This window comes from Parashewanella sp. 2304DJ23-3 (assembly GCF_056591695.1).
The window spans coordinates 118,347-134,201 of the sequence record NZ_JBWQOH010000005.1 but is presented as its reverse complement, the minus strand read 5'-3'; the positions used below and the strand labels follow the sequence as shown (position 1 = coordinate 134,201).

The window sequence follows — 15,855 nt, the reverse complement described above, 5'->3', positions numbered from 1 at the left end:
AAACTCAACAGATACTTTTTCGAGTTCGCTGATAAGGGAATAAACTTATGGAAAAAGACTTTCCTATTGATATTGCACAGTGGCTAATGAGCTATGGTCTCAATGCAAATGTCGCTTCGATTCTATCTGCAACGTTTATGCTTTTTGTCAGTTTTATCTTCGTCTGGTTTCTGTATCTGGTTGCTAAACGAGTTATCGTTAAATTTGTACATATTCTTATTAAGCACACTAAGGCAAAATGGGATGATGTTTTCGTTGAATACCAAGTATTTGACAAGCTTATTGTTATTTTGCCTGTTTTGGTTCTCTCGGAATTAATGCCTTACGTGCTCTCAGAACATGCTGTTGCGGCGACGGTTGCACAACGAGGGCTGAGCTTGATAGTCGTTGTTCTCGTTGTTAGAGCTATTTATTCTGCGCTAGATGCTGGACATGCAATTGCCGAAGTCAGTCACCTCACTCGGCGCTTACCAATTAAAAGTTTCGTACAGTTAGTAAAGTTGTTTTTATTCTTTATTGGGGTAATTCTCGCGACTGCAGCGATAACCAAAGAATCTCCATTCTTCTTTTTAAGTGGTTTAGGTGTTGCCACTGGTTTGATCATGTTGGTGTTTAAAGACACCATTTTAGGTTTTGTGGCAGGCATTCAGTTGGCAACTAATCGTATGATCAGCGTGGGTGACTGGATTCAAATGGACAAGTATGGTGCAGATGGCTCTGTGGTTGAAGTGTCATTAACTACCGTTAAGGTCAAAAACTGGGACAATACTTTAACCATGATCCCTGCTTATGCGTTAGTTTCAGATTCGTTTAAAAACTGGCAGGGCATGTCGGAATCTGGTGGGCGTCGCATTAAACGTGCCGTTAATATTGATATCGATACGGTTCATTTTTTAACAGGCGAAGACAAAATTAGGCTGGCTAAAATTAATCACCTTAAACGCTATTTACCTGAAATTGAACAGAAGATATCTGCAGACAACGAGACTGTTGAGGATATTGATAATATAGTAAATGGGCGTCGCCTAACGAATTTAGGTACATTCAGGGCATACCTAAGAGAGTTTGTAACTTTTCACCCTAAAGTGCATAAAGGGATGACGATATTGGTGAGACAGCTTGCCCCAACACAAATGGGTGTTCCCATTGAATTATATATCTTCACCAATGATACCAATTGGAATCACTATGAAGATATTCAGGCCGATATTTTTGACCATATCTTTGCTATCCTGCCGCAATTTGGTCTAAAAGTATATCAAGCGCCATCAGGCAATGATGTAAGACAAATAGGAACCGCAGTATGAGCAAAATCGCCATTTATCCTGGTACATTCGATCCTATAACGAATGGTCATATTGACTTGATTGAACGTGGTACAAAGATGTTCGATAAAGTGGTCATTGGTGTTGCTAAAAGCAGTGCTAAGCATCCAATGTTTGACCTTGAACAGCGTCTTGCTCAAGTTACTGAGGTCGTTAAAAGCTTTGATAATGTTGAAGTGGTTGGTTTCTCAGGTTTACTAGTGGATTTTGCAAAAGCACATAATGCATCAATATTACTACGTGGCGTACGAACCACGGTTGACTTTGAATATGAAATGGCACTCGCCAATATGAACCGAGCGCTCAGTGAAGAATTTGAAACTGTGCTGTTGATGCCCAAAGCAGAACTGGGTCATATCTCATCGACATTAGTAAAAGATGTGGCGAGACATGGTGGTGATATCAGCCAGTTTGTGCCATCGAGTGTTAATGTAATGATAGAAAAATATATGAAGGAATTGATGATATAAGTATTAGAGTCTGTTGAGCTTTCAGGATTAAATGTTGTGCTATTTTAGCGTTTACCTGTTCAAGGCGTGAGCAGTGAAGCTTAGTCATCTAAGTGAGCTGGTCACAACACAAAACAGTGAGCGCTCAAAAGCATCGAAGACAGAGAAAGTAAAAATTGGTCGCTCTTTCAAAATAAAAAGTACTGCGTTATCGCTTGTTTATTTGGAAACGAAGTAACGACAGTTTTATTTGTCGGTAATCACCAAACCGCACAAGCGCTGCCTTGCATAAAATAACCAATTTATCGCTGCAAAAACGATCACGAAAGATCAACTGACCCTAATAGTTAACAAACTTTAATTATGCTAATTGTTGAAGTGGTTATAATTTAACCTATGTTGGTTTTTAGTATTTTTATATGAGCATACCATCCGCATTAGAGTATCAACCAGAGAATCGTATCCGGGAAAAGATTAAATTCGGTGCAGTTGTTAACGGGAAAGAAAGGCGGGAGACTGTTACTTGGAACTTTCCGAGTGGTTCTAAAAGCTTTTTGGTTAGAGTTCCGTTGTATCAACCAGATTCATTACGCAAAGCTATTGTTAGTTTAAATCAATCTGATAAAGGCGTTCCTGCCTCCTGTTATCACATTAGGTACACTCCTAGAAAGAGAGAAGTTGCGAAGGTTAATACCTTAGATAGTTATATTTTAAATTTTGGTGAATCTAATAATAATAGTGTTAGTTACGGTAAAATTTCATTTACTGAAACAGGCAGTATTGAAAATATACAAGATATTTATGATTCTTGGCAAAAAAATGAAGTTGCAGATTATCTTAAGCCATTGATATTAGAGGCACTACCTAATATTGCAAAAGCAGCCGTACTTTGTGGGGATACTGTTTATGCTTACATCGCCTTAATGAACTATCAACTCAGTACACATAATGAGAGTACCTTAAGTGATTTTAATTGGCATTATGATGCAAACTCTTTAAGTGTAACCTCAGTATTAAATCCACCAGAACCTGAACCATTACCTCTTAATCAAGGTGGTGAATGTGATGCAGAGTTTACTCAAACAGATACCTCTAAATTTGCCGGGGTATGCTCAAAGGATTATGTTGGTGGGCAACTTTCATTTGGGACAAAATTAGATGATAAAACCTATAATTCTCAAGTTAGAGCTTATCATCTCGGAGTATTTCAAAAGGACACAATTCAGCCTGATACACATATTACCGTCCCATATTTGGCTGGGGAAGGCATCATGTTTGACAATATGGCTTCCGAACATCGGGTGAACGATATCAGTCTCTCAGAGCATGCTCAGGAAAATAAGATACACAAAAGATATCTTTTATCTTTTTTCATGCAACTTTCGCCACAACAGTTGCAGAGAGCTATCGAAAATAGCCCATGTACAAATGAAGCTCTTTAAAGGTAATACAATCTAATTAAGTATTATTTACCAATTATTGTATTAAATATCTCATATTATGTAGTTTGGCAGTGCTCACAAAATACGGTGGTGCGTTGTCCGAGCTTGATCTCAGACAATAAAGTCCCACATTCTGTACACGGCTGATTGCCTCGACCATACACATGGAGTTTTTGAGCAAAATAACCAGGTTTGCCATCAGCGTTGGTGAAATCTTTTAACGTGGTACCACCTTGTTTTATGGCAAATGCTAAAATTTCTTTAACCGCTTCAACCAATACCATTAATTTGTCCTGTTCGACTCTATTTGCTGGCGTTTGAGGGTGAATTTGACTCCTAAAAAGCGCTTCGTTGGCATAGATATTACCGACACCGACCACGATATGATTATCCATCAAACATAGCTTGATGGCTTTTTTTTTATTTTCTAATGCTGCTGTCAGCTGCTCTATATTAAAGGCTTCAGTTAACGGCTCAGGACCGAGCTTTTGTAATAGAGGGTGTGACTCGATAGGCAGTTCGTACCAGAGCCATGCGCCAAAGCGCCTTGGATCGTTAAAACGAAGGATCTGATTATTGCCTAGGATAAGATCCACATGGTCATGTTTTTCAACCGCAGTACCTTCAGGAAGAACTCGTAAACTACCTGACATCCCCAAGTGAATAATGGTTGTTCCCGCATCCGTTTCAAGCAAAAGATATTTGGCCCTACGTTTAACTGACTTTATGGTGTGGCCAACAATGTTTTCAGCGACATCAGGAATTGGCCATCGCAAGCTTCGATTACGAATGACTAATTTCGTGGGCATTTGCTCTAAAATATGTGGTGTAATTCCTTGGCGGGTAACTTCAACTTCAGGTAACTCAGGCATGGTATTATGATTATTAAGTAACTGACGGTTCGTATTCTATCACTTTTTCACGTCCACCTTTAGTGCGCTAAAGTGTTGCCACTTTCGGTCGCACTAGTGAGAGTTGGTGATATATTAATATAGTCCTAAATCTATTTATTTAGGTTTGACGTTTGTAATCGGAATGAGTTTATCTTTTAAACTGGCAGGTATTTGATACCAATTATTATTTTCAGTTTTGAGTAACCCGTCATTGGGGAAAAAGAGCCATACTTGGCTTGCTGTGCGATGACGGATTTTTATTACTAACTCTTCAGCGACCTCATGGGTATCAGGAGTACCATCAAGAGGGGAGATTTTTATCTTTTCCCATGCTTTTGCCCAAGTTGAGCAGTTCAACACTTTGTCGTCACAAACCCACTCATCTTTTTGTCGTGCTAACCAGAGTTGGCCGAGTTGCAATTGCTCTAACTGAGTTGAGCGATCAAATAATGGGTGGGCATCACTGGGGATATGATTTGTGATGCGATTCATGATGGACAGTGCAATGATCATAACTGCACTGACTAAAATGATGACGTTATTTCTTTGCCTAGATGTTAAGGCCATATTATTCCATTCGTATCTATTAACAGTATTATCAGTTGAACATCGGTATTGAAGTCACAGCGTTGCAATCTCAACACATTTGGAGTTGATGTTCATTTTATGTTGAATAATATGAGTGTAACATTAGATACACATTACCGCTCAATTTCTATATTCTTCGATTTTAGAGTGAATTTACATTCAGAAAGTGCGCTTGTTCAAAGCTCACTGATGCCAGCTTTCGACTGTGATTCCACTGCATGACTTTTCGATTTCCATTTTTAAGAAATTGAGCCAGTTCACCTTTTAGAGAGCGTTTTGTTAAGCAAGTAACAGCGTGTTCTTTATTAGTATCATCAATAGCGACCACGATTTCTGCAGAAGTACGCTGAAACTCTTGAATCATTTCTAACAATAAATTAGACGGTAGATGAGGGGTATCACAGGGAACAAACAAAATGGCATCAGCTTTAGAATAAGTCATTGCCGTTAGCATCCCCATAAGCGGGCCTTGGAAGCCGGATTCTAAATCTTCAAAAACTGGAAATCCAAATGATTCGTATATCTCCATATTTTGATTCGCAATAATATAAATCGAGCTGGATTGTGGTTTGAGCTTATCAATAACGTGATGAATTAACGATTTGTTTTGATACGAGACCAAGCCTTTATCTTGGTAGCCCATACGACGACCTTGGCCACCGGCTAGAATAAACACATCTATTGAGAACATAATTTTGTTGATTAGAAAAGAGTGATTGAAGTCTAACAAAAAAAAAGCCGGATTAAGAAATCCGGCCATAAATAGTGTGTGAGCAATGTTGTGATTACGGGCACAACTTAAGAAAACACAGTTACCTCAATTGCACTTCTTAAGTGAGCCTTGGAACGCATGCAAATGATAATCATTATCACTTGATTGTGCAAGAGTTTTTTTGACACTTAAAAGCAATAATCGATTTTATGGTAGGAGAGGTCGATTTTGCCAAAAACAAGACAGGGTCATAACTAAATAAAGCAACAATTTTTTGGTTAAGCTATTGGATTGTATAAAGAAAAAATAGCCGGTGTGTGAAGCCGGCTTTAAAGAGTGTGTGAGCAATGTTGTGCTTGCAGACTCAGCTCAAGAAAATACTCATACCTCATAAGTATTTTCGAGAGTGAGCTTTGGAACGCAATTAAATAATAATCATTATCATTTGTGTTTGCAAGTTTTTTGTTCAATTTTTTTCAGTTGTTTTTTTATCGCTATCCGGAATAATAAAATCTGACTTAAATTTCTTTGTTTCAGTGACGACATTGCGGTAGTAACTTGGGGGATGCTCTTTGTCATTGAAGTTTTCGGTAAAACATATAGCCATATCTTCAAGGGGCAGCTTATCGTGTGATTTATAGTTTGCGGCTTGAAAATAATATTGAAGAATAAAAGATTCTGGGCCTAAAACATCCCATTGAATAACATGAATGAGTTCATGAAAATGTATATCCAGCTTAGAAAGCTTAGATTCTCGAATAAAGTAAGTATCTTTGTAGGTGATTGCAGCGCATTTATCTAAAACAGCAAAGCAATCAACGGGAAAATGATCTTTTGGAGGAACTGGAAGGGGAGTGGGGTCTGGAACTACAACAAAATAGCTACTTTCTAGCAATTGCTTCGGGAAATGCTGAGTCAGCTCTATATCAAGCTTTGTGCAAGATTTTCGTTCCGACTTATGTGCTTCTAAGAGCGCATCGATCCAATTGATGGTTTGTAAAATGGGTTCCTGCTGGCCTACAGGAGAGGCAATTAGCGTATAGTCGAAAAGTATAGGGTAAGGGTTATTCAGTTTATGCCTAAGCGACGACCTGATGCGTTGCTTTTGTAGATTTGCAGTAAAAAAATCTGAAAAGCTGGATGGGTAGACGCTCCAAGAATTAAAAACATAAGATATGTTGTAAAGGATTTCTTTAGGTTGGCTATCTGTTTCGCTTGGAACGATAACAAGAATTTTTTTGTGAGTTGAATTTTTAGCTATATCAGGAAATAGCTCTTCTTCCTCAATTTGTTGGCGTTGAAGGTTCCAATGAACTTTAGGTGGCAGCATATCAAATCAAAAACGATGGTATTCTATACTTAATGGTTGTAGAAAAAGACCATTAATTCAAATTGATAATTAAAAAAGTAGCAACTGTCTCAGTAGCCGCCTGAAAGTCAGAACGGCTGACTATTATTAAATCAAGTTAAAGTTCGTCCTGCCACTTAACAATATTTCCTCTAGTACCTTCCACCATAGAAGTAAATCTCTGCTCTAAGACGTGGCGTTTGATTTTAAGCGTTGGCGTCAAAACATCGTTTTCAACTGTCCAAGGTTCAGTTACAACAATGAGTGCATCTAAGGTTGCGTGTGACTCTAGTGTCGGATTAATGTCTTCGATGGTTTGCTTTAACGAGGCTCGAACCTCTTCTCTTGGCATGAGCTTAGCTCCTTCTGCAAGCTGAACTAAAGCAATCGGATGTGGTAAACCAGCACCAATGACGCAGAGCAATTCGATGTGAGGGTCTTGTGCTAACTTTCGCTCTATCGGAACAGGGACTACATACTTACCTTTAGAGGTTTTAAAGTTATCTTTTACTCGGCCAGTGATACTGACATAACCCTCGGCATCAACGGCGCAAACATCTCCTGTTCGGAAAAAACCGTCTTCGTCGAATAAGGCTGAATTGGCTTCTTTATTTAGGTAATAGCCACGCATTAATCCCGGGCTTTTTACAAGTAATTCACCTTTATCACTTTGTTTTATTTGGCAGCCTTCAATTGGACGACCAATCGAACCCAGTTTATTAGGGTTGAATGGATAATTGATTATGGAGTAAGCACAATTTTCCGTCATCCCCCAAGCTTCACAAATGTGAATATCAATGTTGTGATACCAACTTAAAATCGCTTGTGGGATTGGTGCAGAACCAGAACCAAAGATACGGCACTTATCCAGACCAAGACCTTTCTTAATTTTTCGTTTAACCAACGAGCTGATGATTGGAATGCTTAATAGTGTATTAAGCTTTTTATAACCGCCCACTTTTTCAATAATGTTTTTCTGGAATAGACTCCAAAGTCTTGGAACTGAGAAGAAAACTGTTGGTCTTGCTCGTTGCACGTCCGTGACAAATGAATCCAAGCTTTCAACAAATGCGACACTGGTGCCTGAATAAAACGAGGTACCTTCCATCGCCACACGTTCTGTAATGTGAGCCAATGGTAAATAAGAAAGTAAGCGATCTTTTTGAGTAATGGCAATGTCTTTGGTTGCCGCTTGGCATGTCCAACAATAACTACCAAAGGTTTGGATAGCGCCTTTAGGTTTACCTGTTGAGCCTGAGGTATAGATGATAGTCATAGTATCATCGAGAGAAGGATACGGAATATCTACTAATGGCTCGCTCAAAGTGAGTAAATCTTGCCACTGATATTGCGCTGGCATGGTTTCATAAGGCAGCGCCAGCCTGAGAATATCTCCTCGAATTGCAGGGTCTTGCTCTGACCAGTAGTCGAGTTTGCCAACAAAAATGGCTTTGGCTTGGCTGTGCTCTAACACATAACTAATGGTATCAATGTTTGCTGTCGGATAAATCGGGACACTGATATAGCCGCCATACATCAAAGCCAAATCAGTAATGAACCATTCTGCACAGTTCTTTGATAACAAAGCAACTTTATCGCCAGGCTTTAGACCTAAATGACGCAATGCACCAGCAATCTGCCTGACTTGAGTTTGAACTTGTTGCCATGTTAACTCAACAAATTGTCCATTGATGGGTTGCTTTAAATAGACTTTATCGCCTTGTACTTCAGCCCAATGATCGAGCAACTCGACAGGTGTTTTAATTGTTGTCATAGAGTTTCCCCAAGATGTGTTTTGCATTAGAGCAATAGCTCACAAGTATGGCTATTTTTGAGAAGCATCGCAAATTAACGAATAAATTCAACCCTCATAAACCTGAAAATCGAAAAGACAACAGATATTAATTTCAGTGCCGATAAGAAGGTGTATGTCAAAAGCATTAGAAAAATTTGCGTTTATCGATTTATAAATGTTGCTAATATTACTGTAAAGTTAAAATTCAGCTATAAATGTGACTTATGCTGGGTTATAACTCTGGAAATATAATTAAAATTCAACACGGATGTTGTACGAATAAAATAAGTGGGTGTCGTCGTGTTGAAAATTTTGGGTTTTAAGCGAGCATTAATCGCTTCAATGATCTTGTTGATGATGGGATCATTACTGTTATCTAATTGGTTATCCTATCGTGAAATACGTCAAACTACGATTAATGAAGTGAATCAAACGTCTAAGCGAATCGTAGAGTCTGAGGCAAAAAAAATTCAAACCTGGTTTCACTCTAAGGCCGCCATTGTTAATGGTTTAGCTGAAACGTATCAGCGAGGAGTTTACCAAGGTGATTTTGCCACTATAGCGCGCGTCGCCAACTCGGTTGGTGAAGGCTCTGGTGTCTATATTGGTTTTGATGACGGCAACGCCTATTCATCTGCCGTAGGTGGTGCTTGGGATAATGGTAAAGCCATCCGCGGGCAATATGAAGTTTTACAACGCCCATGGTACAGTCAAGGCAAAGCCGCCCAAGTCACCGACGTCACAGAAGTCTATCCAGATGCCACCACTGGACATGATGTTGTGTCAATCATCAAAGCGATGGGAGACGGCGTTGCGTTAATTGATATTGAACTATCCATTTTGAAAAAGACGGTTGCTGAGATTAATTACCCTGGCGCAGTGACTGTGATCACGGACACCGACGGTAAAGTCATGGCGTCTAATTCAGCTGTCGTTGGCAAAGGCAGCTATTTTAGAGATTTTGGTATGGGGCAAGTTGAGCGAAACATGCTTGCTCAAAAAATTACTATGCAGAATTACACCATCGAAGGTGACGATAAAATTGCGTTTACTCAACAAATTGAACTTGTGAATGGCAAAAGCTGGTACTTGTTTATTGGCGTCAATAAGTCCATTGCTTATGCATCATTAACACCTGTATTAACCAAAGCCGTCATTTCGTCTTTACTCATGCTCGCAGTGGGTATCATTTTACTACTGATTGTATTGAATGTGTTGTATCGTCCAATCACTCAGTTAACTGCTATGATTCAAGATTTATCAAAAGGTAACGGTGATTTAACCCGTCGTCTTGATATTGATACTAAAGATGATCTTGGAAAAATGGCTAGAGGCATCAATGCCTTTATCGCTCAATTACAACAATTGATGCTGGAAGTTCAACACTCTTCAAGTTCTATCGATACCAGTATCGACAGGCTTAAATCAGAAGCCGATGCGAACAAACAAATTTTAAATGCACATACTCAAGAAACTGAACAGATTGTTGCTGCGATTGAAGAAATGAGCGCAACGGCGAATGATGTTGCACGTAACGGTAGCGAAACCGCTGCATTTACCCAAACGACTAATGAGCAAGCCTTAACATCAAAAGGTGTGGTGGGACATGCGACCAGTACAGTAGCGCAGCTTGTACAAGAAGTTGAGGCCACATCTGAAAATATTGCAGAAATCGATCGTGATACTGTTGAAATTACCAATGTGTTAAGAGTTATTGGTGAGATTGCAGAGCAAACAAACTTACTCGCATTAAACGCAGCTATTGAAGCGGCGAGAGCAGGTGAGCAAGGACGAGGTTTTGCTGTAGTAGCAGATGAAGTAAGAGCGCTTGCTGCACGAACTCAGCAAAGTACAGCAGAAATTGAAGATACCATTAATAAGTTAAGAAATGCTTCGAACTCTGCAATTTCAGCAATGCATGCGACTAAGGTGACATGTGAACAAACGGCTGAAGCGACAGATCAAGTTGCAGTAGACTTGGATGGTATTGTTGGTTCGGTGACGCAGATTAATGATTTAAACTGTCAAATTGCAACTGCAGCTGAAGAGCAAAGCTCTGTTTCAGATGAGATCACTCGTAATATGGCTGCCATTAGTGAAATGGCCAATGAGCTATCCATGAATGGTGAAGTGAATATTAAGCAAACAGAAAGCTTAGCAGGTTCAAACTCTGAGTTGAAGGCAATTGTGGCTAAGTTTAAATTGAAGTAATCGTTGGCATTTAATCGACCTCATATCGTTACAAAAAAGCCAGAGAGTTAATGTCTCTCTGGCACATTTCTCTCTAGATTTTTTTGAGTAACTCATCAATTTGTTTTTGTTCAAGGTTAATGGCTTTAGCGATGCCTAAACCATAATTTTTATCGGCTTTTAAACAGTGGAAAACGTGGCGTATTTGGATTTCTACTGGAACACTATCCATTGCTCTTGCCGTATTTTCAAATAACCGTTGCTGCTCATCATGAGTAAACATACGGAACAGGTTTCCGGGTTGAGTGAAATGATCATCGTCAACATGAGGCCAATGTCCAGCATCACCTTCGAGCGAGAGTGTTGGTTCAGCATATTCTGGCTGCTCTTCCCACTCATTCTGATCGTTGGGCTGATAGCCAAGCTTTCCGCCTTGATTATCATCAACCCTCATTGCGCCATCTCGATGATAGGCGTTGACTGGGCAACGAGGCGCATTTACCGGGATCAAATGATGATTGACCCCTAAGCGGTAACGTTGGGCGTCTCCGTAAGAAAATAAGCGACCTTGGAGCATTTTATCCGGAGAGAAGCCGATACCAGGAACAATACTGGCTGGATTGAATGCCGATTGCTCCACTTCAGCAAAAAAGTTTTCAGGGTTTTTATTCAGCTCAAGTACTCCAACATCAAGAAGAGGGTAATCTTCATGCGGCCACACTTTAGTTAAATCGAACGGGTCGTATTCTACTTTATGAGCATCAGCTTCTGGCATCACTTGAACTTTAAAAGCCCATTTAGGGAAATTGTTTTGTTCAATACTTTCAAATAAATCTTTTTGGTGACTTTCACGATCTTTACCGATAATGCTTTCTGATTCAGCGTCGGTGAGATTCTTAATACCTTGCTGAGTTTTAAAGTGGAATTTAACCCAAAAGCGCTCATTATCGGCATTAATAAAGCTGAAGGTGTGGCTTCCATAGCCATTCATATGGCGATACGTTGCTGGGATACCGCGATCACTCATAGTAATGGTGATCTGATGCAAGGCTTCGGGAAGTGAAGTCCAGAAATCCCAGTTATTCTTTGCACTGCGCATATTAGTTTTAGGATCACGTTTTACGGCGTGATTTAAATCTGGGAATTTGAGCGGATCTCTTAAGAAAAAAACCGGCGTGTTATTACCCACCATATCCCAATTGCCTTGCTCGGTATAAAACTTAACCGCAAAGCCTCGAATATCGCGTTCAGCGTCCGCAGCACCTCGCTCACCGGCGACTGTTGTAAAACGAGCAAAAACATCTGTTTTTTTACCGATCTGAGAAAAAATAGCGGCCTTAGTATATTGAGTAATGTCATGCGTTACAGTAAAGGTTCCATAGGCACCAGAGCCTTTTGCATGCATACGACGCTCAGGGATAACCTCTCGGTCAAAGTGAGCCAGTTTCTCTAGAAACCAAACGTCCTGTAATAATTGTGGGCCTCGCTGTCCTGCGGTAGCTGTATGTTGATTGTGAGCAACTGGGCAACCAAAAGCTGTGGTGAGCTTTTTATCTGACATAGTACACACTCCGTTACGGATTGATTTTGTGGTGATGGTATTTAGTAAGTGTAGAAAAGAAATAACGTGTTATTGGACTTTTGACTAAATCACAACGAGTGATATTTGATAAGCTTGAATTGGAATGAATTAGACAATACTTTTCTATTAAAGATTATTCATTGAACTAATTTAGGTTACTACCACCACCTTGACGAATAAACGCTGGAATATCGATATAGTCATCATTTCCATCCGCAATGGCTTGTTTTAACGCTGTCTTATTGTGTTGGCGTTCTTCGATGGTTTCACCAAATACTTCGACATGGGCCTGTTCCATCATCAATTGAGCTTGACCATTTGTGAATACATTCATTAATACGCCAGCATGAAGTAGGCCTTCAATATGATGTTTCTTACGTTCGTTACAAAGGTTTTGTTGAGACTCTTTAAAGAGTTCAACTAACTGACGAAAGCAAAAGTCAGCGAAAGCTTGGCGATTCATGTGCTCATACCCTGAGAAATACCGTGTCCTAAGTGTAGTATATGCCGAAATTCAGGAGAATATTCTGATAAGTGATTGAACTTTGGTTATATCTTGTCATCATATCACTTATGCATTTACAAAACGTTTACAAACAGGATGTTGAATATGAAATGGTTAGGGTTTAGTGCATTGCTACTCAGTAGTTCAATCATGGCGAATGACTTGAACGAGGCGCAAGTAAAACAATTATTTGAAGAGAACAAGTACGCTAAAATCATCGAGGAAGTGGATGACTTTGCTCCTCATGATATCGCTAAATATAAAGCGTTATCTATGGTGCGCCTCGAAGATTTTGATGATGCCATTGTATTGTTGGATCGCCGTATTGCTGAAATAGATCCAAAGAATAGTGAAGCGTTAGCCAAAGAGTGGATGCAAAAAGGCAATGTGTTTGCTAGCCAAGCGATGGACGCCAGTATTTTCACGGCAGCAGGTTATGCCGAAGACAGTCTTGAGGCTTTTAAAAAAGCCCACAAATTATTGCCTGATGATTTAGAAGCAAATAGAGGGCTCATTGGTTTTTACCGAAATGCGCCAGGCTTCGTTGGTGGCGACGTGGAAAAAGCCATAGAAATGTCGATTGCATTAGAAAAGCATCACCCATTTGAAGCTGGAATGATGGTTGCTCAAGGTTACCTAGCTGCAGATAAACCTGAGAAAGCTGAAGAAAAGTTCAAACAAATGCAGCAGGCTTACCCTAAAAATCACGAACTGGCCGTGCAAGCAGCGTTTTTTTATGACAGGCAAGAGCGTTATCAAGATAATCATCAGCACTTAGTGGATGCGTTGTCTTGGTCAGTGCCTGAAGATGAAGCGCAAAAAAATGAGTGGTTTATGCTGCATTATGCCTTGGCAAAAAACAGCGTAAAAACGAAGTCAAACTTAGAAAAAGCACTCGTAGCACTTGATAACTTCAAGAATGCACCTGAAAAGCTGATATCCAATTATGAGCAATGGCCTGTGCTACGTGAAGCACAAATACGCCTGCTTATGGGGCAAAAAAAGCAAGCGATAGCGTTGGCGAAGCAAGCAAGAGCCAGCAGTGATGATAGCAAATTAAGAAAACAAGCGAAGCGCATTATTAAAAAGGGACGAATTTAATCCCAATAAGTATTCCGTGGTGGTTCAAATGTCGTTTTTGAACCATCGCTGTGCATGACGCTTATTTCTGATGGCGCACCGTTATCAGCAATTCTAACCACACCAATACCGCTGTTATTGACCAAGCGATTACTTCTGTGGCCATTCGGCCGACGACCACGAATTGACATCCGTTTGCGCTTCGTTAATAGGTTAAGTGGTGAGAAATGACCAAACAACCAACCATTAAGGCGGTTGAATATCGGAAGCAATTTTTCAGGAAATTGATTTTTAATACCGCTGCAACAAATTTGATAAATATTCGGGCTACAGTGGCGAAAACGTACATTGATGTCATAGGCGAAGGAGTAATGTACATCACCCGACAAAATGATGAATTCTTGTGGTGTTTTTCGATGGCTGAAAATACTGAGCAAGCTGGTGGCAGCACCTTGATGAGCCATCCAATTTTCAGCATCAACCAGCAATGACAACCCGCAATAGGTTGCGATGCGTTGAATGGTTTCGATTAACTTAACGCCGAACATGGGGGCTGCAGAGATAATAATCACTTTGTCTTGCCCAATCATTAACTGCTGCATTTCCATTAAGGCTTCCCAATCCATCAGCCCTGATGGTTTCGCTAAGTTAATTTCACTTCGCCAGCGGCGAGTTCGAGTATCTAACACCACAATTCTAGGCGATGTGTCTAAATGATAATGCCAATCTTCAAATCGTAATAATTTTTCAATCAGTGCATCTTGTTTTTGGCTATTGGGAGCAGTAAAAAAGTCAGTAATGTCAGTCGTTAAAGCATTAAATTTATTTGGTGCATTACCCATACCTTGAAAAAGAGTATAACCAATTAACGCATTACCAATAATGCGTTTGGAGAATGGATTCTCATAAGCTGCAACCTCCCATTTTGCACTTAAATTCCAATCGTCAGTGACATCATGATCGTCAAAAATCATATAAGTAGGTATGTGCGCTAATAAGCGTCTAACTCGAGGTAATCCGGCCTTAAATTTTAAGATAGCATCACGTTCTTTTATCCACTGTTGCTGGTGTTTAGGAGATAACCCATCAAGTGTCTCTGGAATATGTATTTGCTTCCAAAGTTCTGGTGACCATATTAATAAATACAGAGCAATCACTTCCCCCAAACTAACCAAATGGTTATGGGATAAACGAGAGGTAAAGGTGGGTTGCTTGTGATACCAGCGTAAGATATGAAACCCTATCGGAAACTCATTGTGGGGCAGAAGTTTGCTGTCCCGCTGATACATTAAGCTACTGCCATAGCGAATGTCTTCACTTGAGGAGACGTTGGCATCTGGAAAATGTTCTTGAACGAGCCCGAGCTTATCGATGACTTGTTTTATGGCGTAAAGCATTGGGCCAGCGATGTCATCGATATAAACTTGATCGCCACTCATCATTAACAGTGCGGCACGGTCATTTGGCTCAAGTTCTTCCGCTAACTGGGCATCTGCAATAACAAGTGCATCCTTACTTGGATGGTGTGGATTGCGGCAAGAGCCATGAAGTAAATGATCAACCGTTGATTTTAATACAAAGTTTGGTGTTTCATATCGATCATAAGTGATGTCTGATATCGCACTAAATATAGGTTCACCTTTAGCGGTAAAAAGCTCATAGCTAATACTCTGATTTTGCGGAAGCAAGACCGATATCGGTACTGACAGTAGATATTGATGCGCATGATCGCCAAGTTTAATGTGGCCAAGATGTTCATCGTTAAGTTGGATAGTTTCAACCTGATTGTCGAAGCGCAGCTGTAAACTTAGCTCATTGAGCAGGGTGCTACTCACAAACCAAATAGTCAATTGTTGTTGCTCACAATGCCTTAAAACAGGACCACATAGAATGGTTGCCAATTGAGCGTTACGCTGCATATCCATAGTTTTTTACAATCACTTATT

General features: G+C 40.0%; 13 protein-coding genes. 5 read left to right on the top strand and 8 right to left on the bottom strand.

The window, feature by feature from the left end; translation table 11 throughout:
• The first annotated feature begins 47 nt into the window (after window positions 1-47).
• From AC1EU2_RS11930 to AC1EU2_RS11920, 3 genes are all read left to right on the top strand, one after another.
• Window positions 48-1,307 carry a mechanosensitive ion channel family protein gene (locus AC1EU2_RS11930; protein ID WP_480298501.1) on the top strand — a complete coding sequence of 420 codons (1,260 nt, stop codon included), beginning with the start codon at window positions 48-50 and terminating at the stop codon, window positions 1,305-1,307.
• The gene (gene coaD, locus AC1EU2_RS11925; RefSeq protein ID WP_480298500.1) at window positions 1,304-1,795 is read left to right on the top strand and encodes a pantetheine-phosphate adenylyltransferase; all 492 of its coding nucleotides are present in this window, start codon (window positions 1,304-1,306) and stop codon (window positions 1,793-1,795) included. Before AC1EU2_RS11930 ends, coaD begins: the two co-directional genes overlap by 4 nt.
• Before the next feature lie 398 nt (window positions 1,796-2,193).
• On the top strand, window positions 2,194-3,216 hold the full coding sequence (locus AC1EU2_RS11920) for a hypothetical protein (protein WP_480298499.1): 1,023 nt from the start codon (window positions 2,194-2,196) through the stop codon (window positions 3,214-3,216).
• A gap of 56 nt (window positions 3,217-3,272) precedes the next feature.
• Here the strand turns inward: AC1EU2_RS11920 and mutM are convergent, their stop codons facing one another.
• From mutM to AC1EU2_RS11895, 5 genes are all read right to left on the bottom strand, one after another.
• Entirely contained in the window at window positions 3,273-4,088 is an 816-nt protein-coding gene (gene mutM, locus AC1EU2_RS11915; RefSeq protein WP_480298498.1) for a bifunctional DNA-formamidopyrimidine glycosylase/DNA-(apurinic or apyrimidinic site) lyase, read from the bottom strand.
• A 135-nt stretch (window positions 4,089-4,223) separates the two neighbouring features.
• Window positions 4,224-4,676: a hypothetical protein gene (locus AC1EU2_RS11910; protein WP_480298497.1), complete on the bottom strand. Its 453-nt coding sequence runs from the start codon at window positions 4,674-4,676 to the stop codon at window positions 4,224-4,226.
• 163 nt (window positions 4,677-4,839) lie between these two features.
• The gene (mobA, locus tag AC1EU2_RS11905; protein WP_480298496.1) at window positions 4,840-5,388 is read right to left on the bottom strand and encodes a molybdenum cofactor guanylyltransferase MobA; all 549 of its coding nucleotides are present in this window, start codon (window positions 5,386-5,388) and stop codon (window positions 4,840-4,842) included.
• Between the two features lie 487 nt (window positions 5,389-5,875).
• The gene (locus AC1EU2_RS11900) at window positions 5,876-6,739 is read right to left on the bottom strand and encodes a hypothetical protein (protein WP_480298495.1); all 864 of its coding nucleotides are present in this window, start codon (window positions 6,737-6,739) and stop codon (window positions 5,876-5,878) included.
• Between the two features lie 136 nt (window positions 6,740-6,875).
• On the bottom strand, window positions 6,876-8,531 hold the full coding sequence (locus AC1EU2_RS11895) for an AMP-binding protein (protein ID WP_480298494.1): 1,656 nt from the start codon (window positions 8,529-8,531) through the stop codon (window positions 6,876-6,878).
• A gap of 321 nt (window positions 8,532-8,852) precedes the next feature.
• Here AC1EU2_RS11895 and AC1EU2_RS11890 point away from each other — a divergent pair, with 321 nt between their 5' ends.
• Entirely contained in the window at window positions 8,853-10,763 is a 1,911-nt protein-coding gene (locus AC1EU2_RS11890) for a methyl-accepting chemotaxis protein (RefSeq protein ID WP_480298493.1), read from the top strand.
• A gap of 73 nt (window positions 10,764-10,836) precedes the next feature.
• On the opposite strand, the gene AC1EU2_RS11885 is transcribed toward AC1EU2_RS11890, so the two are convergent.
• A complete protein-coding gene (locus AC1EU2_RS11885; RefSeq protein WP_480298492.1) occupies window positions 10,837-12,303 on the bottom strand; it encodes a catalase in 1,467 nt (488 codons plus the stop codon).
• A gap of 166 nt (window positions 12,304-12,469) precedes the next feature.
• Window positions 12,470-12,787 carry a hypothetical protein gene (locus AC1EU2_RS11880; RefSeq protein WP_480298491.1) on the bottom strand — a complete coding sequence of 106 codons (318 nt, stop codon included), beginning with the start codon at window positions 12,785-12,787 and terminating at the stop codon, window positions 12,470-12,472.
• 147 nt (window positions 12,788-12,934) lie between these two features.
• Between AC1EU2_RS11880 and AC1EU2_RS11875 the strand changes: the two genes are divergently transcribed.
• Entirely contained in the window at window positions 12,935-13,930 is a 996-nt protein-coding gene (locus AC1EU2_RS11875) for a tetratricopeptide repeat protein (RefSeq protein ID WP_480298490.1), read from the top strand.
• Here the strand turns inward: AC1EU2_RS11875 and AC1EU2_RS11870 are convergent.
• A complete protein-coding gene (locus tag AC1EU2_RS11870) occupies window positions 13,927-15,828 on the bottom strand; it encodes an alkaline phosphatase D family protein (protein ID WP_480298573.1) in 1,902 nt (633 codons plus the stop codon). The two genes, AC1EU2_RS11875 and AC1EU2_RS11870, sit on opposite strands and share 4 nt — an antisense overlap.
• Between the last annotated feature and the right edge of the window lie 27 nt (window positions 15,829-15,855).

Excerpts from the sequence above, each read along its gene's own strand:
- coaD (WP_480298500.1), top strand. The coding sequence starts at position 1,304 with ATGAGCAAAATCGCCATTTATCCTGGTACATTCGATCCTATAACGAAT.
- AC1EU2_RS11875 (WP_480298490.1), top strand. The coding sequence starts at position 12,935 with ATGAAATGGTTAGGGTTTAGTGCATTGCTACTCAGTAGTTCAATCATG.
- AC1EU2_RS11900 (WP_480298495.1), bottom strand. The coding sequence starts at position 6,739 with ATGCTGCCACCTAAAGTTCATTGGAACCTTCAACGCCAACAAATTGAG.
- AC1EU2_RS11895 (WP_480298494.1), bottom strand. The coding sequence starts at position 8,531 with ATGACAACAATTAAAACACCTGTCGAGTTGCTCGATCATTGGGCTGAA.
- AC1EU2_RS11910 (WP_480298497.1), bottom strand. The coding sequence starts at position 4,676 with ATGGCCTTAACATCTAGGCAAAGAAATAACGTCATCATTTTAGTCAGT.
- AC1EU2_RS11885 (WP_480298492.1), bottom strand. The coding sequence starts at position 12,303 with ATGTCAGATAAAAAGCTCACCACAGCTTTTGGTTGCCCAGTTGCTCAC.
- mutM (WP_480298498.1), bottom strand. The coding sequence starts at position 4,088 with ATGCCTGAGTTACCTGAAGTTGAAGTTACCCGCCAAGGAATTACACCA.
- AC1EU2_RS11870 (WP_480298573.1), bottom strand. The coding sequence starts at position 15,828 with ATGCAGCGTAACGCTCAATTGGCAACCATTCTATGTGGTCCTGTTTTA.
- AC1EU2_RS11920 (WP_480298499.1), top strand. The coding sequence starts at position 2,194 with ATGAGCATACCATCCGCATTAGAGTATCAACCAGAGAATCGTATCCGG.
- AC1EU2_RS11880 (WP_480298491.1), bottom strand. The coding sequence starts at position 12,787 with ATGAATCGCCAAGCTTTCGCTGACTTTTGCTTTCGTCAGTTAGTTGAA.
- AC1EU2_RS11930 (WP_480298501.1), top strand. The coding sequence starts at position 48 with ATGGAAAAAGACTTTCCTATTGATATTGCACAGTGGCTAATGAGCTAT.
- mobA (WP_480298496.1), bottom strand. The coding sequence starts at position 5,388 with ATGTTCTCAATAGATGTGTTTATTCTAGCCGGTGGCCAAGGTCGTCGT.